The 22,496-nt window shown below is 62.1% G+C and carries 21 protein-coding genes; 7 read left to right on the forward strand and 14 right to left on the reverse strand.

Features of this window, described 5'->3' with window-relative positions:
* Positions 1-245: 245 nt before the first annotated feature.
* Together H4V96_RS15795 and H4V96_RS15800 are read left to right on the forward strand one after the other, a co-directional pair.
* Positions 246-743: a pyridoxamine 5'-phosphate oxidase family protein gene (locus H4V96_RS15795; RefSeq protein ID WP_196854822.1), complete on the forward strand. Its 498-nt coding sequence runs from the start codon at positions 246-248 to the stop codon at positions 741-743.
* A gap of 88 nt (positions 744-831) precedes the next feature.
* Positions 832-1,437 carry a DUF2239 family protein gene (locus tag H4V96_RS15800; RefSeq protein WP_196854821.1) on the forward strand — a complete coding sequence of 202 codons (606 nt, stop codon included), beginning with the start codon at positions 832-834 and terminating at the stop codon, positions 1,435-1,437.
* Between the two features lie 9 nt (positions 1,438-1,446).
* Here H4V96_RS15800 and H4V96_RS15805 read toward each other — a convergent pair whose 3' ends face one another.
* The 8 genes from H4V96_RS15805 to H4V96_RS15840 all read right to left on the reverse strand — a co-directional run bounded on the left by H4V96_RS15805 (position 1,447) and on the right by H4V96_RS15840 (position 10,219).
* The gene (locus H4V96_RS15805; RefSeq protein ID WP_010400440.1) at positions 1,447-1,707 is read right to left on the reverse strand and encodes a hypothetical protein; all 261 of its coding nucleotides are present in this window, start codon (positions 1,705-1,707) and stop codon (positions 1,447-1,449) included.
* Positions 1,708-1,814: 107 nt separating this feature from the next.
* Positions 1,815-2,213, reverse strand: coding sequence for a KGG domain-containing protein (locus H4V96_RS15810; protein WP_196854820.1), 399 nt, complete (start codon positions 2,211-2,213; stop codon positions 1,815-1,817).
* Positions 2,214-2,544: 331 nt separating this feature from the next.
* Positions 2,545-2,943, reverse strand: coding sequence for an MAPEG family protein (locus tag H4V96_RS15815; protein ID WP_010400445.1), 399 nt, complete (start codon positions 2,941-2,943; stop codon positions 2,545-2,547).
* Positions 2,944-2,991: 48 nt separating this feature from the next.
* Positions 2,992-6,414, reverse strand: a complete 3,423-nt coding sequence (locus H4V96_RS15820; RefSeq protein WP_280721044.1) for a PAS domain S-box protein — start codon at positions 6,412-6,414, stop codon at positions 2,992-2,994.
* A complete protein-coding gene (locus tag H4V96_RS15825) occupies positions 6,411-7,535 on the reverse strand; it encodes a hybrid sensor histidine kinase/response regulator (RefSeq protein WP_043462512.1) in 1,125 nt (374 codons plus the stop codon). The genes H4V96_RS15820 and H4V96_RS15825 overlap by 4 nt, the downstream gene beginning before the upstream one ends.
* A 105-nt stretch (positions 7,536-7,640) precedes the next feature.
* Positions 7,641-8,249: a chemotaxis protein CheB gene (locus tag H4V96_RS15830; protein WP_010400453.1), complete on the reverse strand. Its 609-nt coding sequence runs from the start codon at positions 8,247-8,249 to the stop codon at positions 7,641-7,643.
* A gap of 1 nt (position 8,250) precedes the next feature.
* On the reverse strand, positions 8,251-9,042 hold the full coding sequence (locus tag H4V96_RS15835; RefSeq protein WP_261980976.1) for a CheR family methyltransferase: 792 nt from the start codon (positions 9,040-9,042) through the stop codon (positions 8,251-8,253).
* Positions 9,043-9,226: 184 nt separating this feature from the next.
* A complete protein-coding gene (locus tag H4V96_RS15840) occupies positions 9,227-10,219 on the reverse strand; it encodes an aldo/keto reductase (protein WP_196854818.1) in 993 nt (330 codons plus the stop codon).
* An 85-nt stretch (positions 10,220-10,304) separates the two neighbouring features.
* On the opposite strand from H4V96_RS15840, the gene H4V96_RS15845 reads away from it, so the two are divergent.
* Positions 10,305-11,195 carry a LysR family transcriptional regulator gene (locus H4V96_RS15845; RefSeq protein WP_280721045.1) on the forward strand — a complete coding sequence of 297 codons (891 nt, stop codon included), beginning with the start codon at positions 10,305-10,307 and terminating at the stop codon, positions 11,193-11,195.
* Between the two features lie 67 nt (positions 11,196-11,262).
* Entirely contained in the window at positions 11,263-11,772 is a 510-nt protein-coding gene (locus tag H4V96_RS15850) for a GAF domain-containing protein (RefSeq protein ID WP_010400460.1), read from the forward strand.
* 4 nt (positions 11,773-11,776) lie between these two features.
* Here H4V96_RS15850 and H4V96_RS15855 read toward each other — a convergent pair whose 3' ends face one another.
* Both H4V96_RS15855 and H4V96_RS15860 read right to left on the reverse strand, forming a co-directional pair.
* Complete coding sequence (locus tag H4V96_RS15855) at positions 11,777-12,364, reverse strand: O-methyltransferase (protein ID WP_196854817.1); 588 nt, start codon at positions 12,362-12,364, stop codon at positions 11,777-11,779.
* Positions 12,365-12,402: 38 nt separating this feature from the next.
* Entirely contained in the window at positions 12,403-13,296 is an 894-nt protein-coding gene (locus H4V96_RS15860) for a DMT family transporter (RefSeq protein ID WP_196854816.1), read from the reverse strand.
* 327 nt (positions 13,297-13,623) lie between these two features.
* Here H4V96_RS15860 and H4V96_RS15865 point away from each other — a divergent pair, with 327 nt between their 5' ends.
* Positions 13,624-13,746, forward strand: coding sequence for a hypothetical protein (locus H4V96_RS15865; RefSeq protein ID WP_261980910.1), 123 nt, complete (start codon positions 13,624-13,626; stop codon positions 13,744-13,746).
* Here H4V96_RS15865 and map read toward each other — a convergent pair.
* Both map and H4V96_RS15875 read right to left on the reverse strand, forming a co-directional pair.
* A complete protein-coding gene (gene map / locus H4V96_RS15870; protein ID WP_196854815.1) occupies positions 13,743-14,555 on the reverse strand; it encodes a type I methionyl aminopeptidase in 813 nt (270 codons plus the stop codon). The genes H4V96_RS15865 and map overlap by 4 nt on opposite strands.
* 11 nt (positions 14,556-14,566) lie before the next feature.
* Positions 14,567-15,169, reverse strand: a complete 603-nt coding sequence (locus H4V96_RS15875; protein ID WP_010400464.1) for a TetR/AcrR family transcriptional regulator — start codon at positions 15,167-15,169, stop codon at positions 14,567-14,569.
* Positions 15,170-15,281: 112 nt separating this feature from the next.
* Here H4V96_RS15875 and H4V96_RS15880 point away from each other — a divergent pair, with 112 nt between their 5' ends.
* Positions 15,282-16,796: an AMP nucleosidase gene (locus H4V96_RS15880; protein WP_010400465.1), complete on the forward strand. Its 1,515-nt coding sequence runs from the start codon at positions 15,282-15,284 to the stop codon at positions 16,794-16,796.
* A gap of 57 nt (positions 16,797-16,853) precedes the next feature.
* Here the strand turns inward: H4V96_RS15880 and H4V96_RS15885 are convergent, their stop codons facing one another.
* Both H4V96_RS15885 and H4V96_RS15890 read right to left on the reverse strand, forming a co-directional pair.
* Positions 16,854-17,324, reverse strand: coding sequence for a DUF1854 domain-containing protein (locus H4V96_RS15885; RefSeq protein WP_010400467.1), 471 nt, complete (start codon positions 17,322-17,324; stop codon positions 16,854-16,856).
* 2 nt (positions 17,325-17,326) lie between these two features.
* Positions 17,327-19,609 (reverse strand): ABC transporter ATP-binding protein, encoded by a 2,283-nt coding sequence (locus H4V96_RS15890; protein ID WP_080570671.1) that lies wholly within the window; start codon positions 19,607-19,609, stop codon positions 17,327-17,329.
* Between the two features lie 512 nt (positions 19,610-20,121).
* Between H4V96_RS15890 and cphA the strand changes: the two genes are divergently transcribed.
* Positions 20,122-22,299, forward strand: coding sequence for a cyanophycin synthetase (gene cphA / locus H4V96_RS15895; RefSeq protein WP_280721046.1), 2,178 nt, complete (start codon positions 20,122-20,124; stop codon positions 22,297-22,299).
* Positions 22,300-22,496: the final 197 nt, after the last annotated feature.

The raw sequence follows: 22,496 nt of genomic DNA on the forward strand, positions 1-22,496 counted from the left end.
GAGCGCGCCAGGCGGCGCGGCAAGTCAATATGCTTCATTCCCATCCTTCAATCAAAGTTCATATCCATCACATCAAACAAATGATAATGATTATCATTTATTAAGTCAATACATAGGCTCGCCTCCAACCCAGCGTTTTGTAACAGCGCTGCAACAAAGCGAGCCCGCTATGTAAGCTGCCGTACAGAGCCACAAGCGGTATCGGCCTATGCTGTTATTCAAGATCATCATCAAGGGAGCAAGCCATGCAAGCGTATTCCAACGAACAACTGGCCAGCATCGCGGCCAAGATCAAGGACATCAAATTCGGCATGCTGTGCACCAGCGACGACATGCGCAACCTCACCAGCCGACCTTTGACGCAGCAGCAGGTGGATCAAGACGGCAACATCTGGTTCTTTGTTTCGAACGCGGCGGCCTATACACGCGACCTGCTCAACAATCCGCAAGTCAATGTGAGCTTTGCCGACACGGGCGACAGCCTGTATGTGTCCATCTGTGGCCATGCGCAGCTGCTGAAAGACCGCGCCAAGGCGGAGCAATTGTGGAACCCGCTGGTGCAAGCCTGGTTCCCGGGCGGGCTCGACGATCCGAAGCTGTCGCTGATCAAGGTGACCATCGAGTCGGCCGAGTATTGGGACAGCAGTGCCAGCAAGATGATGCAATTTTATGCAATGGCCAAGGCTGCCATCACGGGCGAGCCGCCGAAAGACGTGGGTGAACACGGCCGGGTCGACCTGTAGCAGGGCTGCCACATTTTACCCGGGCTTTATTGACTTTTAATTTAACCCGGGTAAAATCTTCTGCACACTGACTCTTACAGGGCAAGACATGCACGCACCCCCCCACGTTACGGCCTTTGCAGGCCCACACAAAGTTGCCGCTGGCACACTGCATACGGTGGCGCAAACACTGAAGCAATTGGTGACGCGCGATCCCAGCGCACAAATCCTGGTCTTCGATGACGACAGCGGCAGCCAGATGGACTTGAACCTGCACGGCAGCCTGGCCGACGTGCTGCAGCGGCTGCCACGCGAAGCGGCGCCGACCATCGATGAGCCAGCGGCACCACCGCCCGCGCGCACGGCTGGCCGCCCGAAGCTGGGCGTGGTGGCGCGCGAAATTACCCTGCTGCCGCGTCACTGGGAATGGCTGGCGACCCAGCCGGGCGGTGCCTCCGTAGCCTTGCGCAAACTAGTGGAACACGCGCAGCGCGGCAACAAGGCGCACGATGAGCAACGCCAGGCGCGCGAAGCGGCTTATAAATTCATGAGCGCGCTGGCGGGCGATGCGCGCGGCTTCGAGGAAGCCAGCCGCGCCCTGTTCGCCGGCAAGCAGCCGGCATTCCTCGCGTGTGTGCAGGAATGGCCCGCCGACGTGCGCGAGCACGTCTTGCACTTGGCACAGCGCGGATGGTCCGAGAGCGAAGAACGTTAGGCGAGTCGCTCAGACGCCCGTGCTGCCCGTGGTGTCAGGCCCATCATCGGCGCTGTGCCGACTCTGCCCGGCGGCGCCGGGCAGAGTCGGCAAGCGGTCGGCACGCCGAACTTCACCGATGGAAAACACATCGTCGCCGATATCGAGGCCTTGCTCGCTATCGACCAGCACGAAGCTTTCGGCCGACTCGGCCGTGCTTTGCTTGCCGCCCGGCGTAAACGACGTACCGCCCTGGCTATTGCCGCGCTGCGGCATGGTGAAGCTGCTCATTGTCTGCCCTCCGCTCGTGAGTGCGCGTTGATCGACCATTGACTGTGCGTTGGCCGGCGGCAATGCGCGATTGCCGCCGGCCAGGCCTGCCTTGCTAAAGCGTGTGCCTACTTATTACGCGAGCCGGGCGAACCCGTTCCCGAACCGGCTGTACCGCTTTGCTTGCTGCCACTGTCACGGTTGCCCTCCTGCTTCAGGTTGGCATTGTCACGCGCACCGCTGGAGCTGGAGCTGGAGCTGGAGGCACTTTGCCGGCTGGCATCGTTTTTGTGGCTCTGGCTACCCGCGCGGCGTGCTTCTTCCGACGTGAATTCATGCGCCGTGCCCTTTTCATGTGCGGCACGTCCGCCCTCGCTGGCGATTTCGCGCTGCTGGGTAGGGTCCATGGAAGCGAAGCCACGCTTGCTGGTATCGCTTTGCTTGTTGCCAGTGTTGCCGGTGCTGCTGGTACTGCGGGCACTGCTGGTTTTACTACCTTGCTGTTTATTGTCGCTTGATGTGGCCATGATGATCTCCTTGATCGATGGAATCAGAAAACAGTGCAAACCATGCAATTCTTCCCCCTCGCACGGCAAGGGAACACTCATCTTAGTGCGTGCATGGGCCGCAAGTAATAGGACGATGGCAAGAGCGTATGTAGGATGAGTCCCGCCCCCGGTGGCATAATTACTTTCAGTTTTTTACCAAAAGTACCAGACACTCAGCAGTTAGGGGGCAGTGGGCAGCGCCAAAACGAGAGGTGGTGGCGCATGTGCGTCAGCCGCACCGCCATTGGACAGGCGCCACATGACAGGCGTCATGCAGCGTAGGACTTGGCAGAGGATCTGCCATAGGACCTCAGGAAGCGAACAGGATGGCCCAGAACAGCATCAGCAAGCCGACAATCGACACGCACCACACCAGCGTGCGCACGACGGGAACGCCCAAGGCGTATAGCGGCAGGTAGAGCACGCGGGCGGCCAGGTACAGGGCCGCGCCGTACAGGGTCAGTACGCTTTCTTGCGCCGTCACATGGGCGATCAGCACGGCAATAGCGTACAGGGGCAAGGTTTCAAACAGGTTCGCCTTGGCCCGCTGCAAGCGACCCGTGATCTTGCCCACGGGCGGCCCGTCACCATCGCGTGCGCTCATGTTGTACGCAGTGCCTGTTTCGCGCGTACGAAACAGCGCCGGCAGCAGGATTTGCACCAGCGCCAGTACCAAAGTGAAGCCCAGCATGGTCAATTCAGGAGTCATATGTGTCTTTGCAAAGTGAGATAGGCAGGCCGTACCGGCGCGTGTCCGTCAGGGTTGGTCGAGTGCTGCTTGTAATTCCGTCAAATCATACGGCTTGCGCAAAACACTGGCGGAAAACCCCAGTTCGTCCATCGACTCCTTGCCATAGCCGGTGGAAAAGATGATGCGCATACCCGGTTTCTCGCGCAACACCATGCGTGCCAGCGCGATGCCGGACATGCCGGGAAGGCTGACATCGGTAAACAAGATATCAAACTCTTGCTCTTTAAGCAATTCCCACGCCGTCTCGCCATCGGAAACACCACTGACCGTGTGGCCCAGCATACCCACCAGTTCGCACACCATCAACTGCGAATCGAGATTATCTTCCACCACGAGAATTTTCATCGATGTCGGCATCTCACCCTGCGCTAGCAAAGCATGGCCGGTCAAGTCCAGCCCTGGCGTACCGCCCTCCAGAACGCTGGCAGTCATGCTGCCGCGCAGCGCCATGCCGGACCGCTCACATTGGCGCGCGCGCATTTGCTGCTGGCCATAGGCCAGCACATGGCGCAATTTGCGCGCCAGTTCTTCGCGCCGATACGGCTTGCTGAGCAATTCCACTCCCACGTCGAGCCTGCCCTCATGCACGATGATGTCTTGCGCATAGCCCGAGGTAAACAGGACGGCAATGTCAGGCTGCAACTCGCGCGCCTGGCGTGCCATTTCCGTGCTGCTGACAGGGCCAGGCATGATCACGTCGGTAAACAGCAAGTCGATCTGCGCGTCGCCTTGCAGCACGGCCAGCGCGCTTTCGCCATCTTCGGCCTTGAGTACGGTATAGCCTAGCGCACCCAACATGTCGACTACGGTGGTGCGCACACCCACGTCGTCTTCCACCACCAGCACGGTTTCCGTGCCGCCCGCGACGACGCCGCTCAATTCCACTTCCTCGTCCGCTTCGGCCATCAGGGAACGCGGCAAATAGATTTTGACTCCCGTGCCTACGCCAGGTTCACTATAAATGCGGATATGGCCGCGGCTTTGCGTGACGAAGCCATATGCCATCGACAGGCCCAGGCCCGTGCCCGCACCTTCCGGCTTGGTGGTAAAAAACGGCTCGAACGCACGCTGCAGCACGGGGCCACTCATGCCGCGGCCAGTGTCCGTCACCGACAGCATCACATATTGCCCGGGCGGCACGTCGAGCAGTTTGTGCACATACTGCTCGTCGAGCACAACATTGCCCAACTCGATGGTCAGCTTACCCACGCCATCCATGGCATCGCGCGCATTGATGGCCAGATTAAGGATCACGTTCTCGATCTGGCTGCGGTCAACCAGCGTATTCCATAGCCCTCCGCCGCCCACCAGTACGATGTCGATCGCTTCGCCCAGGGCGCGCCGCAGCAGCGCATCCATGTTGCGCACCACACGCGCCAGGTCGGCCACCACGGGTTTCAACGGTTGACGCCGCGCAAACGCCAGCAGATGCGACGACAGTTTGGCGCCCCGCTCGACGGCGGCAAGCGCCGTCTCCAGACGCTGGCGCATCACGCCATCCGTGCCCGTCAAATGATGCAGCAAATGCAAATTGCCGGAGATGATTTGCAGCACGTTGTTGAAGTCGTGCGCGATGCCACCTGTCAGCTGGCCCACGGCTTCCATCTTTTGCGCCTGGCGCAAGGCATCTTCCGCCTTGGCACGCTCATTGACTTCCTGTTCGACACGGTGTTCCAGCGTTTCGTTCAATTCATGTAGCGCTTTTTCCACGCGGCGCCGCTCCGTAATATCAATCTTGACGGCAATCAAGGAGCGCGTCTGTCCCTGCTCGTCGAGCAAACGACTGACATTGCTAGACACCCACACTTGTGAACCATCGGGCTTCAGGTAGCGCTTTTCCAGCGAGAACGAGGCTCCCGTTTCCACCAGACGCTGGAACAGCACGCTGTTGCCAGTCACGTCCGCCGGATGCATGATGTCCTTCATGTTTAGGCTCAGCAGCTCTTCGGCCGAGCGGCCCAACATGCGGCACAGGGCACCGTTGACGCGCTGGAAACGGCCATCGAGGCCCAGCTCGGACAAGCCCACCGAAGCCTGACCGAAAATGGCCGCCATGCGCTCCTGGCTAGCGTTGAGCTCATCCTCGATCCGGCGTCGTTCCGTCACATCGAACGACACGCCCACATAGCGTCGCTGGCCCGGCACGCGGCCGGCCACCACTTCGCCCTGGCGCGCGATCCAGCGCACCGCGCCGTCGGTAGGGCGGCGGATGCGGTACTCCACATACTCAAGGGGATTTTGCACCAGATCAAGCTTGCTCGGCCCCACCTTCTGCAAGTCCCGCTCGTCCACCAGGCTCACCAGCAAGTGCTGCGTGACCTCCACGTCGTCGGCAATGCCCCACAGGCGACGGAACATGGGCGACACCAGCATCGCGCCCGTCTCGGGGAACCATTCAAAGCTGCCGATACCGCCCGCCTGCTGGGCCAGGCGCAGCCGCTCCTCGCCTTCCATGCGCTCGGTGACGTCAAGGCCCTCGACGAGGATGCAAGTGACCACGCCCTCGTCATTCTTGATGGGCTGATACACGAAGTCGATATAGCGCGGTCCCGACTGGCCGTGCGCCATCTGCAAATCCACCTTCACCTGGCGCCCTTCGTAGGACTCGCCCGTACGGTAGACCTGGTCCAGCAGCGCGATGAAGCCCTGCGCCTTGAATTCGGGCAAGGCCGATTCGACGGTTTTGCCCAGCAGTTCCAGTTCGCGGCGTCCCACCAGGCGTAAATAATGTTCATTGGCCAGTTCGAACACATGCTGCGGTCCGCGCAGCAAGGCCATGAAGCTGGGCGCCTGCTGGAACAGGGCGCGCAACAACGCCCGTTCTTCGCCCAAGCGGCGGTTGGCCGCGCGCACTGCCTCGCTCTCCATCTGCAAGGTAGTGTTGAGTTCGCCCAGCTCGGCCGTGGCCAGCTTCAACTGGCGCCCCTCTTCCATGCGCGCCGTCAATTCCAGCGCCGTGCACAGCACGCCGTCGACCTGGCCGCCGACGCCATGCACGGGCGTGTAAAACAGGTCGAAATAGACATCCGCGCGCTGCCCTTCGCGCAACAGCGGCAGGCAGCATTCGCGGTGCACCTGCGTCTCGCCGCGCATTCCCGCCTCGAGGATGCGCGCATTCCAGTCCCAGATTTCGGGCCAGACGGCGGGTACTGTGCCACCCAGCGCCGCCGGATGGCGCGCCCCGGCGATCTGGATGTAGTCGTCGTTGTAAATCATCACGTGCTGCGGCCCCCACATCAGCACCATCGCCATCGGTGAATTGAGCACGATGTCAACGCTGGTACGCAGATGGGCGGGCCAGCCATCGAGCGCGCCCAGGCTGCTGGCGGACCAGCCATCGAGCGCGCCCAGGCTGCTGGCGGACCAGTCATGCTGGCGCACCAGCGCGCCCATGTTGCCGCCACCGCGCGGCCAGGCTGGCGCGCTCATGCAGCCACGCCCGCTTGCACGCGCACCTGACAATGGCGCGGCATGCGCAGCGTCGCCAACGTGCCCTGTGTGGCCGTCGAACTGAGTTCGACCGTGCCGCCGTGGGCCTTGACGAACATATTGACTGTGTACAGGCCCAGTCCCAAGCCCTGCCCCGACCTGCGCTTTTCGCCCGCCTGCTGGAACGGCTCGAACAGGGTCGGCAGCAAAGCGGCGGGGATGACGCCGCGATTGACAATGCGCAACTCAATGCTGTCGGCGGCGCGCCCGTCGAGGAACAGCTGCACTGGCGTACCCGCCTCGCCATGCGTGATGGCATTGCATAAGAGATTCGAGATCACTTGCGATAGCAAGCCCGCATCGCATTGCCCGTGCAACTCGCCAACACTGCTCATTTCGACAAGCGGGGCCTGGCCGGCCGTCTCGAATTCTTCGACGATGGAGCGCGCCAGCGCCGCGTAGTCGTGCGTGCTGCTGCGCAACTCCATCGTACCGGAACGGATGCGCGCCAGGTCCAGCAGTTGGTCGACCATGCGCGCCATGCGCTTGGCGCTGCTTTCAATACGCTGCGCCGTCACGATCACCTTCGGGTGCTCGCTCATCATCGGCAACAGCATGGCGCCATTCATCACCACCGACAAGGGCGTGCGCAAGTCGTGGCCCAGCACGGCCGTAAATAACTGATTGAGGTGCAGCGCATGCTTGAGTTCATCAAGCTGGGCTGACAATTCGCGCTTTTGCTGGTAGAGCTGCACCAGCACCGCCACCTTGCTTTGCAAGGCTTTCACGTCGATAGGCTTGTAGAGAAAATCGACGGCACCGGCCTCGTAGCCGCGGAAACTGTAGCTCGCCTCACGCGACGCGGCCGTGAGAAAAATCAAGGGGATGCTGCGCGTGCGCTCGCTGCCGCGTATCAGTTCGGCCAATTCAAAACCGTCCATCTGCGGCATTTGCACATCGATCAGGGCCAGTGCCACCTCATGCGACAAGAGTAGCTCGAGCGCTTGCGCGCCCGAGCTTGCTTTCAGGATAACAATGCCGGGCCGTGCCAACACGGCTTCGGCGGCGACCAGGTTTTGCGCGATGTCGTCAACGACGAGGATATGGATAGGTGCGGTCACGGAGTCATCTTCAGCATCGCAACGGCAGGCTGCCATCGTATTTCAATAAAGACATAAATAGTGTTTCAGTATTCACCTATATTACACGTACTACCTCACTCCCATTCACTTGTGTTCGGCATCGCCAAGCAAGGCCAGGCTGGCAGCCATTTGCGGCAAATCGAGCACCCGGTCGGCGCCCGCGCGCTTCAGCGCAGCGGCCGGCATGAAGCCACAAACGGCCCGTTGCGGGTCCTGCACCCAGGCGCTGCCGCCCAGTTGGCGCACGCGCGCCAGTCCCGCCGCGCCATCGGCCGAAGCGCCCGTCAAGATGATGGCCAGCATGCTGCGCCGGTAGGCGTAGGCGGCTGTTTCCAGCAAGACATCGATAGACGGGCGCGAAAAATGCACGGGCGCTTCCTGCGACAGGGAAAAACAGCCATCGGGTTCGATTTGCAGGTGGTAATCGGGCGGGGCGAAGTAGACCGTGCCGCCTTGCAGCGCTTCCTTGTCCTGCGCTACGCGCAAAGGCAGCGCGCAGCGCGCCGCATACAGCTGCGGCAAGCGGCTGGACTGGCCAGGCGCCAGGTGCAGCAGCACCACCACGGCTGCGCCGCAGATGGCCGGCATGGCGCTCAGCAAGATACCGAGTGCTTCCACGCCGCCTGCCGAGGCGCCGATGGCGATCAGGCGCAGGCCGGCGGGCGGTGGCGCTACCTCACAGGTCGGCAACATATCAGGCTCGCTGAAAGATGCGCTCTACCGCGCTCAGCTCGTTGAAGCTGCGCCCATGGCGGCTGAAATGCAGGCTTTCCTTCATGCCGAGGCCCAGGAAGCCCCGGTGTACCAGCGCTTCGTGGAACAGGCCCAGACAGCGGTCTTGCAAGTCTTTATTGAAGTAAATCATGACGTTACGACAGGAAACCATGTGTACCTCCGAAAACACGCTGTCCGTCGCCAGGCTATGGTCGGCGAAGACGAACTGGCGCCGCAGGCGCCGGTCAAAGATGGCGCCCTTGTAGGCGGCCGTGTAATAGTCGGACAGCGAACGCTTGCCACCGGCGCGTTGATAATTTTCGCTGAACTGGGCGATGCGCTCGACCGAATAGATGCCCGCTTCGGCCGCAGCCAGCGCCTCGACATTAATGTCGGTAGCATAAATCATGCTGCGCTCGAGCAACCCTTCCTCTTCCAGCAAAATGGCCAGCGACCACACCTCTTCGCCGCTGCTGCAACCGGCCACCCATATCTTGATGGAGGGATACGTGTGCAAGACGGGCACGACTTTTTCGCGCACGGCGCGAAAATAGGCGGGGTCACGGAACATCTCGCTCACTTGGACCGTAAAAAACTGCAATAGTTGCGCGAACATGGCCGGTGTACGCAAGATGCGGTCCTGCAGCTGCGACAGGCTGGTGCAGCCGAAACGCTCCATGGCCTGGAGCATGCGCCGGCGCAAGGACGCCACGGAATAATCGCGGAAATCATGCTGATACCTTAGCAATATTGCCTCAAGCAATAACTTCATTTCGATATCGAAAATATCATCGTCCAGCAATCCGAAATCCTCTCCTCTATACATGCTGCATGCCCCGGCCCCGCTGCGCTGGCCGGGTGCCTGGGACTAGCCAAAATACTGGCAGATCGTCGACGATTATCGCGCAGCTAAAGTGTCGCATATGTACGTTAGCGTACACTCGGCGCACTTTTCCTCAGGCATCCACGCCCTTCATCCCTTCCGCCGTATAGCGCGCGCCCGCTGCCATGCCCAAAGGAAAGGCGGCGCTCATCGCCGCCAGTTCCGCCGCGTCCAGCTGCACGGCCAGCGCACCGAGGTTGTCGTGCAGGTAGGCGATGCGCCTGGTGCCGGGAATCGGGATGATGTCGTCGCCCTGGGCCAGCAGCCAGGCCAGCGCCAGCTGGGCCGGCGTACACCGCTTGCTGCGCGCCAACTGCTGCACTTGCGCAACGATGGCCTGGTTGTGCGCCAGGTTCCCGGCGGCGAAACGCGGATTGAACTGGCGGAAGTCCCCGGCGTCGAGGCTGGCCGGGTCGGCTATGGCGCCCGTCAGGAAACCGCGCCCCAGCGGGCTATAGGCAAAGAAACTGGCGCCCACTTCGCGGCAGGCGGCCAGCACGCCCTGCTCCGGCTCGCGCGTCCACAGCGAGTATTCGCTCTGCACGGCCGCCACCGGGCACAGCGCCGCCGCGCGCCGCAAGGTCGCGGCGCTCACTTCGCACAGGCCCACGGCGCGGATCTTGCCCTCTTGCAGCAGTTGTGCCAGCGCCTGCATCGACGCTTCCAGCGGGGTATCGAGGTTCAAGCGGTGCAGATAAAACAAGTCGATGGCATCGACGCCCAGGCGCGCCAGCGACGCATCGCAGGCCTGGCGGATGTAAGCGGGGCCATTGTCGACGCGACGCGCATAGCTGCCCGCTACGCGCACCAGGCCGCACTTGGTGGCGACCTGGGCTTGTCCGCGGTGCTTGCTCAAGAAACGTCCCAGCAATTGCTCGTTGTGGCCAAAGCCGTAGGCGTCGGCCGTGTCGAACAGGGTCACGCCAGCGGCCAGGGCCGCGTCCAGGGTGGCCAACGATTGCGCCTCGTCCGTGGCGCCATAAAATTCCGACATGCCCATACAGCCCAGGCCCAGTGCCGAACTGTTCAAGCCGCTGTGGCCGATGCGTCGTTGTGGCAGTTGCATGTTGATCTCCTTCAAGTGTCAAGGCGGCAAGTCTGGACCGCGCAGGCCGACAAGGGAATGTGCAATTTCGTGATACCTTTCTGGTATGAGAACTCTGGACACCCATGCGTTGAGCCTGTTTTGCGGCGTCGCCCGCTGCCTGAACTTTCGCCAGGCGGCGGAACAATTGCACATGACGCAGCCGCCCCTGTCGCGCGCCATCAGGCTGCTCGAAGAGCGGCTGGGCGCACGATTGTTCGAGCGCGACACCCAGGGCGTGGCCCTGACGCAGGCGGGCCGCACCCTGCTGCCGCAGGCGCTGCACATCCTCGACTTGCTAGAGGTGGCGCAAGCGTCCCTACGGCAAGACAGCGCTCCCGTGCGCCTGCGCCTGGGCCTGAGCAGTTCGGTGGAAGCGGGCCTGTTCCAGCCCCTGCTGGCAGCATTGAGCAGTCAATTAGGCACGCTGCGCCTGGAACTGACGGCTGCGCCCTCGCCGCGCCTGGTCACAGCCGTGCGCAAGGGCCAGCTCGATGCGGCCCTGCTGGCCCTGCCCAGCGCCACCTTCGAGCTAGCCGTCCAGCCGCTGGCGCGCCAGCCCATGATGCTGGCCCTGCCCGCTAGCCACAGGCTGGCGAAAAAGCGCAAGCTGGGCCTGGCTGACATCGCAACAGAACCGATTTTTTGGTTCGAACGAGCACGCCAGCCAGCCTTTTTCGACCATTGCCAGCGGGTATTTCAGCGCCACGGCTTCGCCCCCACTTTCTTGCGCGAGGCGCTGGACCATCATGTGCTGCTCAGCGAGGTGGCCGCCGGCAAGGGCATGGCCCTGCTGGTCGACTCCTTCCGCGCGCTGCGCCTCGCTGGCGTGGCTTACCGGCAATTGGCGGAGGGAGAAGCATTGGCGGTCGGCATCGGCCTGGCCTGGCGCGATGGGCACGACCATGCGGCCCTGCCCCTGCTGCGCCAGCTGGCGCAAGAACATCTGCATAGGTGAGGGCTGCACACAGAGGCGCCAAACGCGCTACCATCACGCCTTCACCATTTTGCGCACCACCACGACCATGACATTCACCATCAGCGACACCGCCTACGACACCGACACCCCCGCCGCCAAGCAAGCCATGTACGCAGACCTGCGCTCGCAGTTGCAAGGTTTGCTGTCGGGCGAGAGCGACTTCATCGCCAATACGGCCAACTTCAGCGCGCTGGTCTTCAACACCATGCCGGGCTTGAACTGGGCCGGCTTTTATTTCCTCAAGGGCGAGGAGCTGGTGCTGGGGCCATTCCAGGGCAAGCCAGCCTGCATCCGCATCAAGAAGGGCCGCGGCGTATGCGGCACCACCGTCGTCGAGGGCAAGTCCATCGTGGTGCAAGATGTCCATGCATTTCCCGGCCACATCGCCTGCGACGTCAATTCACGCTCGGAACTGGTGGTACCCGTGTTTGCGCAAGGCAATATCATCGGCGTGTTCGACCTCGACAGCCCCCTGACGGGCCGCTTCGATGAAGTCGACGCACAAGGCGTCGAATCGCTGGTGCGCGTGCTGGAAGCGGCTATCGTCGCCGAGTAATGACTCAGTTGCCGGACTTGACGGCGATGAATTCGCCCTTGCCGACAGTGGCCAGGCAGGTCGTGTAGCGGCTGTCGGCGCGGATGGCGTCAAGGAAAGCGGCCATGTCCGCGTAGTGCGAAGCGGCGTTGTCGACCACCAGCACGCCGCCGGGCGCCAGCGCGCGGTCCAATTGCGGCCACCATTGCGCATACTGCTGGCGCGCGGAATCGAGAAAGATGAAATCGTAGGCGCCGTGCGCCGCATCGCGCAGCACGTCGCCCGCGTCCGCCAGCAGCTGGCCTATCACGCCCTGCAATTGCGCGCGCGCAAAGTTGGCATGCGCCATGTCGAACTTGTCCTGGGCTTGTTCCACCGTCACCACGCTGCCACCGAGCGAGCGCGCCGCGCGCGCCAGCCACAGGGTGGAATAGCCGTTCGAGGTGCCGATCTCCAGCACCCGGCGCGCACCGCGCGCGTGCACCAGCACGGCCAGCAATTGGCCCGTGTCGCGCGTAATATTGAGCATGCGGCTGGCGCGCTGCGTGTGCAGTGCATCGTTGCTGCTACCGAATGCTTCGAGCTCGCTCAACAAAGTGTCGATGCTAGGCATGCTGCCTCCTTATTTAAAGCATCAGCATAGCAAAAAAACTAGGTGCTGGCGCGACGACGCAGAGGGCGTTTCAGGGTTTGCACCATCACCACACCGAGCAAGGTCACACCGCCACCGATCACATCATAGACGTGCAAGACTTCCCCCAAGAACAGCATGGCGATGATGACGGTAAACACCGGCAGCAAATTCATCAATGTCGTGGCACGGCTGGGACCGAGCTTGGCCAGGCCATGCATCCACAAAAACGGCGCGATGATAGAGGCGGGAATGCCGGCAAACAGTACCAGCGGCAAACCGGCGCTGGTGACGGGCGGCGCGGACTGGCTCAGGTAATACACAAACAGCACGGGCACGGCGCAGCAGACCTGAATCAGCAGGCAATGCCAGTTATTGAGAGGAATCTTCCAGCGTTTGAGCAGCACGCCGTAAGCCGCATACGATAGGCAAGCGAGCAACATCAGGGCGTCGCCCATGGCCGCGCCGTGGGAGATCAACGCGGCCGGATCGCCATGGCTGAGCAGATAGCCTAGCCCCAGCAGCGACACCATGCCGCCCAGTACGCCGCCCACGGTGGGCGCCTCGCCCAGCAGTAATACAGACAGGCCCACAGCCAGCAAGGGCATCAACGAGGCCAGGATGCCCATATTGGTGGCCGTCGTCGTTTGCGCGGCGATGTAGGCCAGGCACTGGTACATCACCATGCCCAGCATACCGAGCACGAACAGTTTCCCCATATAAGGTTTCACCACGGCCCGCTGCTTCCACACGCCGCGACCAAAGACCAGCGCCAGCAGCACGCCAGCGAGCAGCCAGCGGTAGAACGAGATGGCGGCAGGATCGATCACGCCGACGGCCATCTTGCTGACGATGGTGTTGATGGCCCAGATCAGCACGGCGATCACGGGAAACAGATACTGCTTGGCTTGCATGCGGAGAACTCCATGATTGAATGGCGGCCATTTTCGCATGCTAGGTATCGAGGCAGACAAGGCGCACCGGACAAGCGCTGTAAAGAACAGCAAAAAACAGAAAAAAACAGCAAAAAGCAGGAAGAAACAGCACAGTCGGACCAGCAGTGCGCTGAGCAGTGCCATCCGAGTGGCCAGCGATGACTGCCGCGGTAATAGTTGCGCCGCCGCCCACGCTGGACGCAGAAAAGCATCATCTGGTGGCGTACGGCACGCACTTGCGCTGGCTGACCCTGGACAATATCGTGGAAAAGCTGCTGCGCGGGCGATATCTATCACCTGGGGCTAATGGATTGGGACGGCGCGGGCTTGACGCGCGCGGACCATGCCAGCGCCATGCAGCGCTGGAAGATCGCCTCCGACATGGGCGAGGAGCGCGCGATCAAGGCCGTCGCGCAGGGACAGCCTTAAGCGGCTGACGCCAGCGTATCGGGCAAGCCGGTCAGGGTGAAGATTTCAAAGCCCGTTTCCGTCACGGCCAGCGAATGCTCGAACTGCGCTGACAGCGAACGGTCTTTCGTCACCGTGGTCCATTTATCGGGCAAGACCTTGACCTGGTAGCTGCCCACGTTGAGCATAGGCTCGATGGTAAAGATCATGCCCGGTTCGAGCACGATGCCCGTGCCGGCGCGGCCGTAATGGAGCACTTGCGGCGTGTCGTGGAAGACCTGGCCCACGCCATGGCCGCAAAAGTCGCGCACGGAGGAAAAGCCCTGCGCCTTGGCCACCGCCTCGATGGCGGCGCCCACGTCGCCCAAGGTCGCGCCCGGGCGCACGGTATGAATGCCGGCCATCATGGCTTCATACGCCGTGTTGACCAGGCGGTTGGCCAGGATGGACACGGCACCGACCTTGAAAGTGCGGCTGGTGTCGCCAAACCAGCCCTGGAACTTCGGCGTCACGTCGATGTTGAGGATATCGCCCACTTTCAAGATCTTGGTCTCGGACGGGATGCCATGCGTGACCACGTGATTGACGGAGATGCAGCTGGCATGCTTGTAGCCGTGGTAATCGATGGTGCCGGGGATGGCGCCGGCGGCGCGCATGAATTGCTCGCACAAGGCGTCGAGCTTGGCCGTCGATACGCCAGGCTTGATGAAAGGCGTGATGTAGTCGAGCGTGTCGGCGGCGATGCGGCCGGCCGCGCGCATGCCGATGAAGCCTTCTTCGTCGTGCAGGGGGATTTTCTTGCCGTGTTCAAGCTGGGTGGAATAGCGCATGGATTTCTTCTTTATGAGTGTGATGTGGTGTGTAAGGCCCAGCCGCGCACCGCGTCATGCGAGGCGCGCAGCATGGCGTCGACAGTGGCAGGTATCGGCCGCTCTTGGGTCAGGTAGGGCTTGACGACGGCCACGGGGGCATCGATCAGGACAAATTTGAGCAGCATGTGGTCCAGGTCCGGCTGCGCGGCGGCGGGCATGGCTTCGGCGCAGCGCACAAAGCAGGCATCGAGCGCCGCCTGCTCTTCCTCCACGGCGGCCAGCAATTGCTCGCTGAGACCACTGCTGAAATCGGGGTTGTCGGCGCATTGCAGCAGGAAGCGCGCATACACGGGCTTGCGCCGGCACCAGTCCAGCAAGCCATGCACGCCAGCCCAGGTATCGCCGCCGAGCCAGCGGCTGGCCACTTCCTCGCGGAAGTCGCCTTTCACGCGCAGCCAGGCGCGTGCCAGGATAGCATTGCGCGAATCGAAGCGGTGATACACGGAGCCGATGGGCGCGCCGGCCTTGACGGCGATGGCCGCCATCGACACGGCGGCCACACCGCACTGGGCGGCGATGGCGATGGCGCCATCGATGAAGTTATTTTCGTTAAATTTTGCTAGTCTGACCATTCAAATAGAATACAGATTCTATTTGAATCCGTCAAGCGGCCGTGCACGCACCGACAAGAGTTGCCCCGCTGCCTTACAATGGTATGCACGAACCGCTACAAGGAGAATCCGCTTGCTTACGCCCCCTTTCATCGCCTCCTCCCGCTTCGACGATCCACGCCTGGCGTTAGAACAGGTGCAAGCCATTTACCGCAGCAGCATCGAACACCTGCGCGACGCGCTGCAGCGCTTTGTCGCCGGCGCGGACATGCACGAACGCATACGCGCCTGCTACCCCTTCGTGCGCATCCAGACCGACACCGTGGCGCGCGCCGACTCGCCGCTGGCCTATGGCTTTGTCGCCGGTCCCGGTGTGTTTGAAACCACCCTGACGCGCCCCGACCTGTTCGGCGACTATTACCTCGACCAGTTCACCCTGCTGCTGAAAAACCATAACAGCGGCCAGAAGGTGCAACTGGAAGTGGGCGTCAGCGCCCAACCGATCCCCGTGCATTTCTCGTTCGCCGAGCATGACCACATCGAAGGCAATATGGATGCGGGTCGTCGCATGGCCATGCGCGACCTGTTCGACCTGCCCGACTTGTCGGCCATGGACGACGGCATCGCCAACGGCACGCACGAACCGGCGCACGGCGAAGCGCAGCCGCTGGCCCTGTTCACCGCTCCGCGCGTGGATTATTCGCTGCAGCGCCTGCGCCACTACAGCGGTACTTCGCCGCAGCATTTCCAGAACTTCGTGCTGTTTACCAATTACCAGTTCTATATCGACGAATTCATCCGCCTGGGCCACGCCATGATGGAACGTACGCCCGACGCCACCGCGCCCTCGGACGACGACGGCTACATCGCCTTTATCGAACCGGGCAATGTGGTCACGCGCCGGGTCGGACAAGCGGTCGAAAGCGAAGATGCGCTGGGCGCCGCGCCACCACGCCTGCCGCAGATGCCGGCCTACCACCTGCTGCGCGCCGATGGCAGCGGCATCACCATGGTCAATATCGGCGTCGGACCGGCCAATGCCAAGACCATCACTGACCATATCGCCGTGCTGCGCCCGCACGCCTGGCTGATGCTGGGCCACTGCGCCGGTTTGCGCACCACGCAAAGCCTGGGCGACTACGTGCTGGCGCACGCCTATGTGCGCGAAGACCATGTGCTCGACGAAGACTTGCCGCTATGGGTGCCGATCCCGCCGCTGGCAGAAATCCAGCAGGCGCTGCAAACGGCGGTGGCGGAAATCACCCAGCTGACGGGGCATGACCTGAAACACATCATGCGCACGGGGACCGTGGCCAGCACCGACAACCGCAACTGGGAACTGCTGCCGCAGCGCACGCCGGAGCGCCGCTTCAGCCAGAGCCGCGCCATCGCGCTGGACATGGAAAGCGCAACGATCGCCGCCAACGGCTTCCGCTTCCGCGTCCCGTATGGCACTTTGCTGTGCGTCAGCGACAAGCCGCTGCACGGCGAAATCAAGCTGCCCGGCATGGCCAACCACTTTTACCGCGAACGGGTCGACCAGCACCTGCGCATCGGCATACGCGCCGTGGAATTGCTGCGCCGCCAGGGCGTGGACCGGCTGCACAGCCGCAAGCTGCGCAGCTTTGCGGAGGTGGCGTTCCAATAAAAAAACGGCGCCTGCAGCAAAATGTAGGCGCCGTTTTTCAACTTCAGTGACTGCCGCTTACAGGAAGCGGTCGAGTATCTTGCGCGTCGTCTTGTCGATATTGAACATATCGCGGATCAGGAAATGGATGCCGTGGTTGTCGGCGATCAAGAGCGAGGTGGCGCCGATGCGACGGATGTCTTCCTCGCCTTTCAGCACGAACTGCGTCTCGCCACGGTCCGTATCGACATGCCAGGTGCACGGCGTGGCAAAGCTGGAAACGCTTTTCACGCGCGCGATCTCGGGCATGAATTCGCGCCCTTCCAGCTCTTCCTGCAGCAGGCTGCGCGCCGGTTCCGGCAAGGCATCGAGGCGGTCGATCCACGCCACTTCCTTGCCATTGCCCAGCACCAGCGAAATGCCTTCGTCGGGCGACTGGATGGGGAAGGCGCGCACAGGCACCACGCCTTCAAAGACCTGGCCATCGGCGTCCGTCATCAGCAGCTTGCCGAAGCTGTCACGGCTTAATGTAAAAATTGTACTGGCCATGCTTATTCCTTGTCATCCAGGGCGAGTTCGTTGTTGCGCGCCTGTGCTTCGTAGAGGCGGAAATAGGCGCCCTCTTTCGCCATCAGTTCATCGTGACTGCCCACTTCGACGACCTGGCCACGGTCCAGCACCACCAGGCGGTCGGCCCGGTGCAAGGTTGACAGGCGGTGCGCGATGGCGATCGTCGTGCGGCCCTGCACCAGGTTGTCGAGCGCCTTCTGGATTTCTTTTTCCGTTTCCGAGTCGACCGACGATGTCGCTTCATCCATGATCAGGATGCGCGGGTCGATCAGCAGGGCGCGCGCAATCGAGATGCGCTGGCGTTCGCCGCCGGACAAGCCCTGGCCACGCTCGCCCACCATCGAATCGTAGCCTTGCGGCAGGCGCAGGATGAATTCGTGGGCATGCGCGGCGCGCGCAGCGGCGATGATCTCCTGGCGCGTCGCGTGCGGCTTGCCGTAGGCGATATTTTCCGCGATGGTACCGAAGAACAGGAACGGCTCCTGCAGCACCAGGCCGATATTGCGGCGGTAGTCGGACACGGCGAACGAGCGGATGTCGACGCCGTCGAGCAAAATCGCGCCTTCCGACACATCATAGAAACGGCAGATCAGGTTGACCAGGGTGCTCTTGCCAGAACCGCTGTGACCGACCAGGCCGATCATTTCGCCCGCCTTGATGTTCAAGGTGATGCCACGGTTGACGGCCCGGTTGCCATAGCGGAAACCGACTTCGCGCAAATCGATCCTGCCTTCGATCTTCTCCAGTTTGACCGGTTGCGCCGGTTCCGGCACGCTCGACACATGGTCGAGGATGTCGAAGATGCGCTTGGCGGCGGACGCCGATTTCTGCGTCACGGAGACGATGCGGCTCATCGAGTCGAGGCGGCTGTAGAAGCGCGTGCTGTAGGCGATGAAGGCGGTCAGCACGCCGACGGTGATTTCGCCACGCGACAGTTGCCAGATACCGAAGCACCAGATGACGAGCAAACCCATTTCCGTCAGGAAGGACACGGTGGGCGAAAACAGCGACCAAACTTTGTTCAACTTGTCGTTGACGGCCAGGTTGTGCGCATTGGCGTCGCGGAAGCGGGCCGCTTCGCGTTTTTCCTGCGCAAACGCCTTGACCACGCGGATGCCGGGTATGGTGTCGGCCAACACGTTGGTCACCTCGCTCCAGACGCGGTCGATTTTTTCAAAACCGGTGCGCAAACGGTCGCGCACCAGATGGATCATCCAGGCGATGAAGGGCAATGGCGCCAGCGTCATGATGGCCAGCCACGGGTTCATCGACCACAGGATCACGCCCGTCATGATGATCATCAGTACGTCGGAGGCAAAATCGAGCAAGTGCAGCGAGAGGAAGACGCAGATGCGATCGCTGCCGCTGCCGATGCGCGACATCAGGTCGCCCGTGCGTTTGCCGCCAAAGAATTCCAGCGACAGTTTCATCAAGTGTTCATACGTGGCCGAGCGCAAATCGGCGCCCATGCGTTCGGAGACCAGCGCCAGCACATAGGTCTTGCCCCAGCCCAGCAGCCAGGCCAGCAGGGCCGAGCCCAGCAAGCCACTCATGTAGTACACCACCAGCCACGGGTCGATCTGCTTGCCGTTTTGATATGGAATCAGCACATTATCCATCAACGGCGCCGTCAGGTAAGGCGGAATCATGTGCGCAGCGGTACTCAGCAGCATCAGCATGAAGCCCAGGGCCAGTTGGCCACGGTAGGGATGGGCGAAGCGCCACAGGCGGAACAGGGTCCAGGTAGACGGCGGCGTGTACAGCACCTTGGCGCAGATCGGGCATTCTTCCTGCTCCGGCTCCAAAGGGGCCTTGCAGCTCGGACACACTTCCTGCTCCGCTTGCAGCACGGGTTGACCCGTCAGGTGGCTGTCGAGGCGCTCGACGAACTGCTCCAGCACGCGGATGGCGTGCAAATTCTGGCCCAGCGTGAAGCGCCACGAGGCCAGGCGGCCGTGGTCGTCGAACAATTCCATGTGACCGACACCGGCATGGTCGTGGTGCGTGAGGCGCAGTCCAGCGCGGAAAGACCAGCTTTTCCAGGCAGTATCACCCGGTGAACGGGCCAGCAAACGCTGCTCGGTAACAACAATTATGCCTTTTGTGAAACGTAATCGCGCATCGAGGTCAACCTCAACGCTACTTAAAACGTTCTCCCCTGGAGAAAGCTTGCTTTCCACCTCCGCCAGCCAGGCTTGTGCTACAGGCGCGGGCAGCGAGTTGAGGGGAATAGTTGTTGCAGGAACACTCTGTTCAGTTGTCATCGTAAAGCATACTCCGGCTCGAGGCCAAGCCCTTCAGGGCGGGATTTGGGGGATAGGGCAGACGCCCGATCAATGTTTGTGTATTGCGCGATGGCGAGGTAGATGCACCAGTGGCAATTTCCTGTATTGTATCGAATGGATGCCTGCAAGTAGGCAATGGATGGCAAAATGAGGCAAAAAAATCGGCAACCGTCGCGCGCAGTGCCAGGCAGGCGCGGCGCGTATGCAACGCGGCCCTGAGCATGGGCAAGTATACAACAGCTCGCTGTTGCGCAAATGCCCCGGCTTAGCCCTGAGTCGGTATCTTTATAACAAGTAAGGCAACAAATAGTATCAATTAGAATGACAACACCAGCAGAATACGAGCAGCAAACGCGACAAGAGACCACTAAAAGTGGCACACTGCGCATACCCGGGATAAAGAACCAAGCACGAGCCTGAAAAGACTCTGTAGAGCCTACATAAAGTATCTGGCGCCCAGACGCCTGGCCTGTTATCAAGAAACCACTTACATGATCAAGAAGAAGAACATCGAATTTGTCCGCGTCACTCATTTGCGCGGCCCCAACATCTGGACCTATCGTCCCGTGATTGAGGCCTGGGTCGACATCGGCGAACTGGAAGACTATCCATCCAATACCCTGCCCGGCCTGTACGAGCGTCTGGTGGCGTGGCTGCCGGGCATGATCGAACACCGCTGCGGCGTGGGCGAACGGGGCGGCTTTTTCGAGCGCCTGCGTGAAGGCACGTGGTCGGCCCACATCCTCGAACACGTGGTGCTGGAATTGCAAAACCTGGCAGGCATGCGCACCGGCTTCGGCCAGACGCGCTCGACCAGCCAGCGCGGCGTCTACAAGATGGCTTTCCGCACCCGCGAAGAACAGGTGGGCCGCGCCGCCCTGGCCACCGCGCGCGAACTGCTGATGGCTGCCATCAATGATGAAGCCTACGATCTCGAAGCGGCGCTGGTACCGCTACGCGACATGGTCGACTCGCGCTGCCTCGGTCCGAGCACGGCCAGCATCGTCGATGCCGCCACCGAGCGCAGCATCCCTTCGCTGCGCCTGAACGACGGCAACCTGGTGCAACTGGGCCACGGCGCCGCGCAGCGCCGCATCTGGACGGCCGAAACGGACCGCACCAGCGCGATTGCCGAAGGCATCGCCAGCGACAAGGACCTGACCAAATTCTTGCTCAAATCGTGCGGCGTGCGCGTGCCCGAAGGCAGCCTGGTGCGCAGCGCCGAAGCGGCCTGGGAAGAAGCACAGGATATCGGCGTGCCCGTCGTCGTCAAACCGTATGACGGCAATCACGGCCGCGGCGTGTCGCTCAATCTGATGACCGAGAGCGACGTCAAGGCGGCCTACGAACTGGCCGCGCGCAAGGGCGACAGCTCGGCCGTGCTGGTAGAAAGTTTCATCACCGGCGATGAACACCGTCTGCTGGTGGTCGGCAACAAGCTGATCGCCGCCGCCAAGGGTGAATCCTTGTGGGTCGATGGCGACGGTGTGTCGAGCGTGCTCGAACTGGTGAACACGCAGATCAATATCGACCCGCGCCGCGGCGAAGGCGAGGATTTCCCGCTGGGCACCGTCAAGCCGCATGAATCGGGCGAAATCGTGCTGGAACTGCAGCGCCAGGGCATGACCGCCCTGTCCGTGCCGCAAGCGGGCCAGAAAGTGCTGATCCAGCCGAACGGCAACGTGGCCATCGACGTCACCGACGACGTGCATCCATCGGTCGTCCATGCAGCCCTGCTGGCGGCCAGAGTCGTCGGCCTCGATATTGCCGGCATCGACCTGGTCACGACAGACATCACGCGTCCGCTGGAAGAGCAGCGCGGCGCCATCATCGAAGTCAATGCCAGCCCCGGCCTGCTGGCGCACATCAAGCCGGGCGTAGGCCAGAGCCGCCCTGTCGGCGCGGCCATCGTCGAGCACCTGTTCGCGCCAGCAGAAACGGGCCGCATTCCGCTGATCGGCGTGACAGGCACGCGCGGCGCCAGCCTGATCGTACGCATGCTGTGCAAACTGCTCAACCTGTCGGGCCTGCACACGGGCGCCGTCTGCAGCGAAGGCATGTACCTGGACCAGCGCCGCGTCGTCAGCAGCGATTGCGTGAACTGGGACGCGGGCCAGCGCCTGCTGCTCAACCGCACCGTGCAGACGGCTCTGTTCGAGAGCAATCCGCGCATGATCCTGGCCGAAGGACTGGCCTATGACAAGTGCCAGATCGGCGTCGTCACCGACATGGGCAACCTTGAAAGCGTCAAGGATTTCGACGTGCTGGACGATGCTGGCCTGTACAAGGCAGTGCGCAGCCAGGTCGACGTGGTGATGCCAACGGGCGTGGCCGTGCTGAACGCCGCCAACGCGCGAGTGCTGGAACTGGCCGAGCTGTGCGACGGCAGCGTGACCCTGTATGCGCAGGACGGCAGCCTGGCCGCCATCGCAGCGCAACTGGCCGCCGGCCAGCGCGCCGTGTTCGTGCGCGACAAGCACATTGTACTGGCCGAAGGCGGCAGCGAAACGGTCTTGCTGTGCCTGGACCTGCTGAAACCGGCCACGGTCGGCAATGTCGACTGCGTGCTGGCCGTTGCGGCCGCCGCGTGGGCCCTGAACCTGCCCGTCGACCTGATCTGCGCGGGCCTTCGCACCTTCGACGCGGCACCCGGCTGCATCGGCAACTAAAAACCAGGGACGTCAAACCAAACCTACTGCGCGTCGCGATTTGCGGCCTCCGATGCTCACTGTGCATTCGCACAGCTCCGCTTCTCGGCCACAACTCACATCCGCTCGCTACGGTTTAATTTGACGTAAAAGCGCTGCAAAGAAGCCCGGCAAGGACGGCCGGGCCCACAAGAACACAACAGGATTACGGTTTAATT

The sequence above is a fragment of the Janthinobacterium sp. CG_23.4 genome (assembly GCF_029892305.1).
In the GTDB taxonomy this organism is placed as follows: Bacteria; Pseudomonadota; Gammaproteobacteria; order Burkholderiales; family Burkholderiaceae_D; genus Janthinobacterium; species Janthinobacterium lividum_D.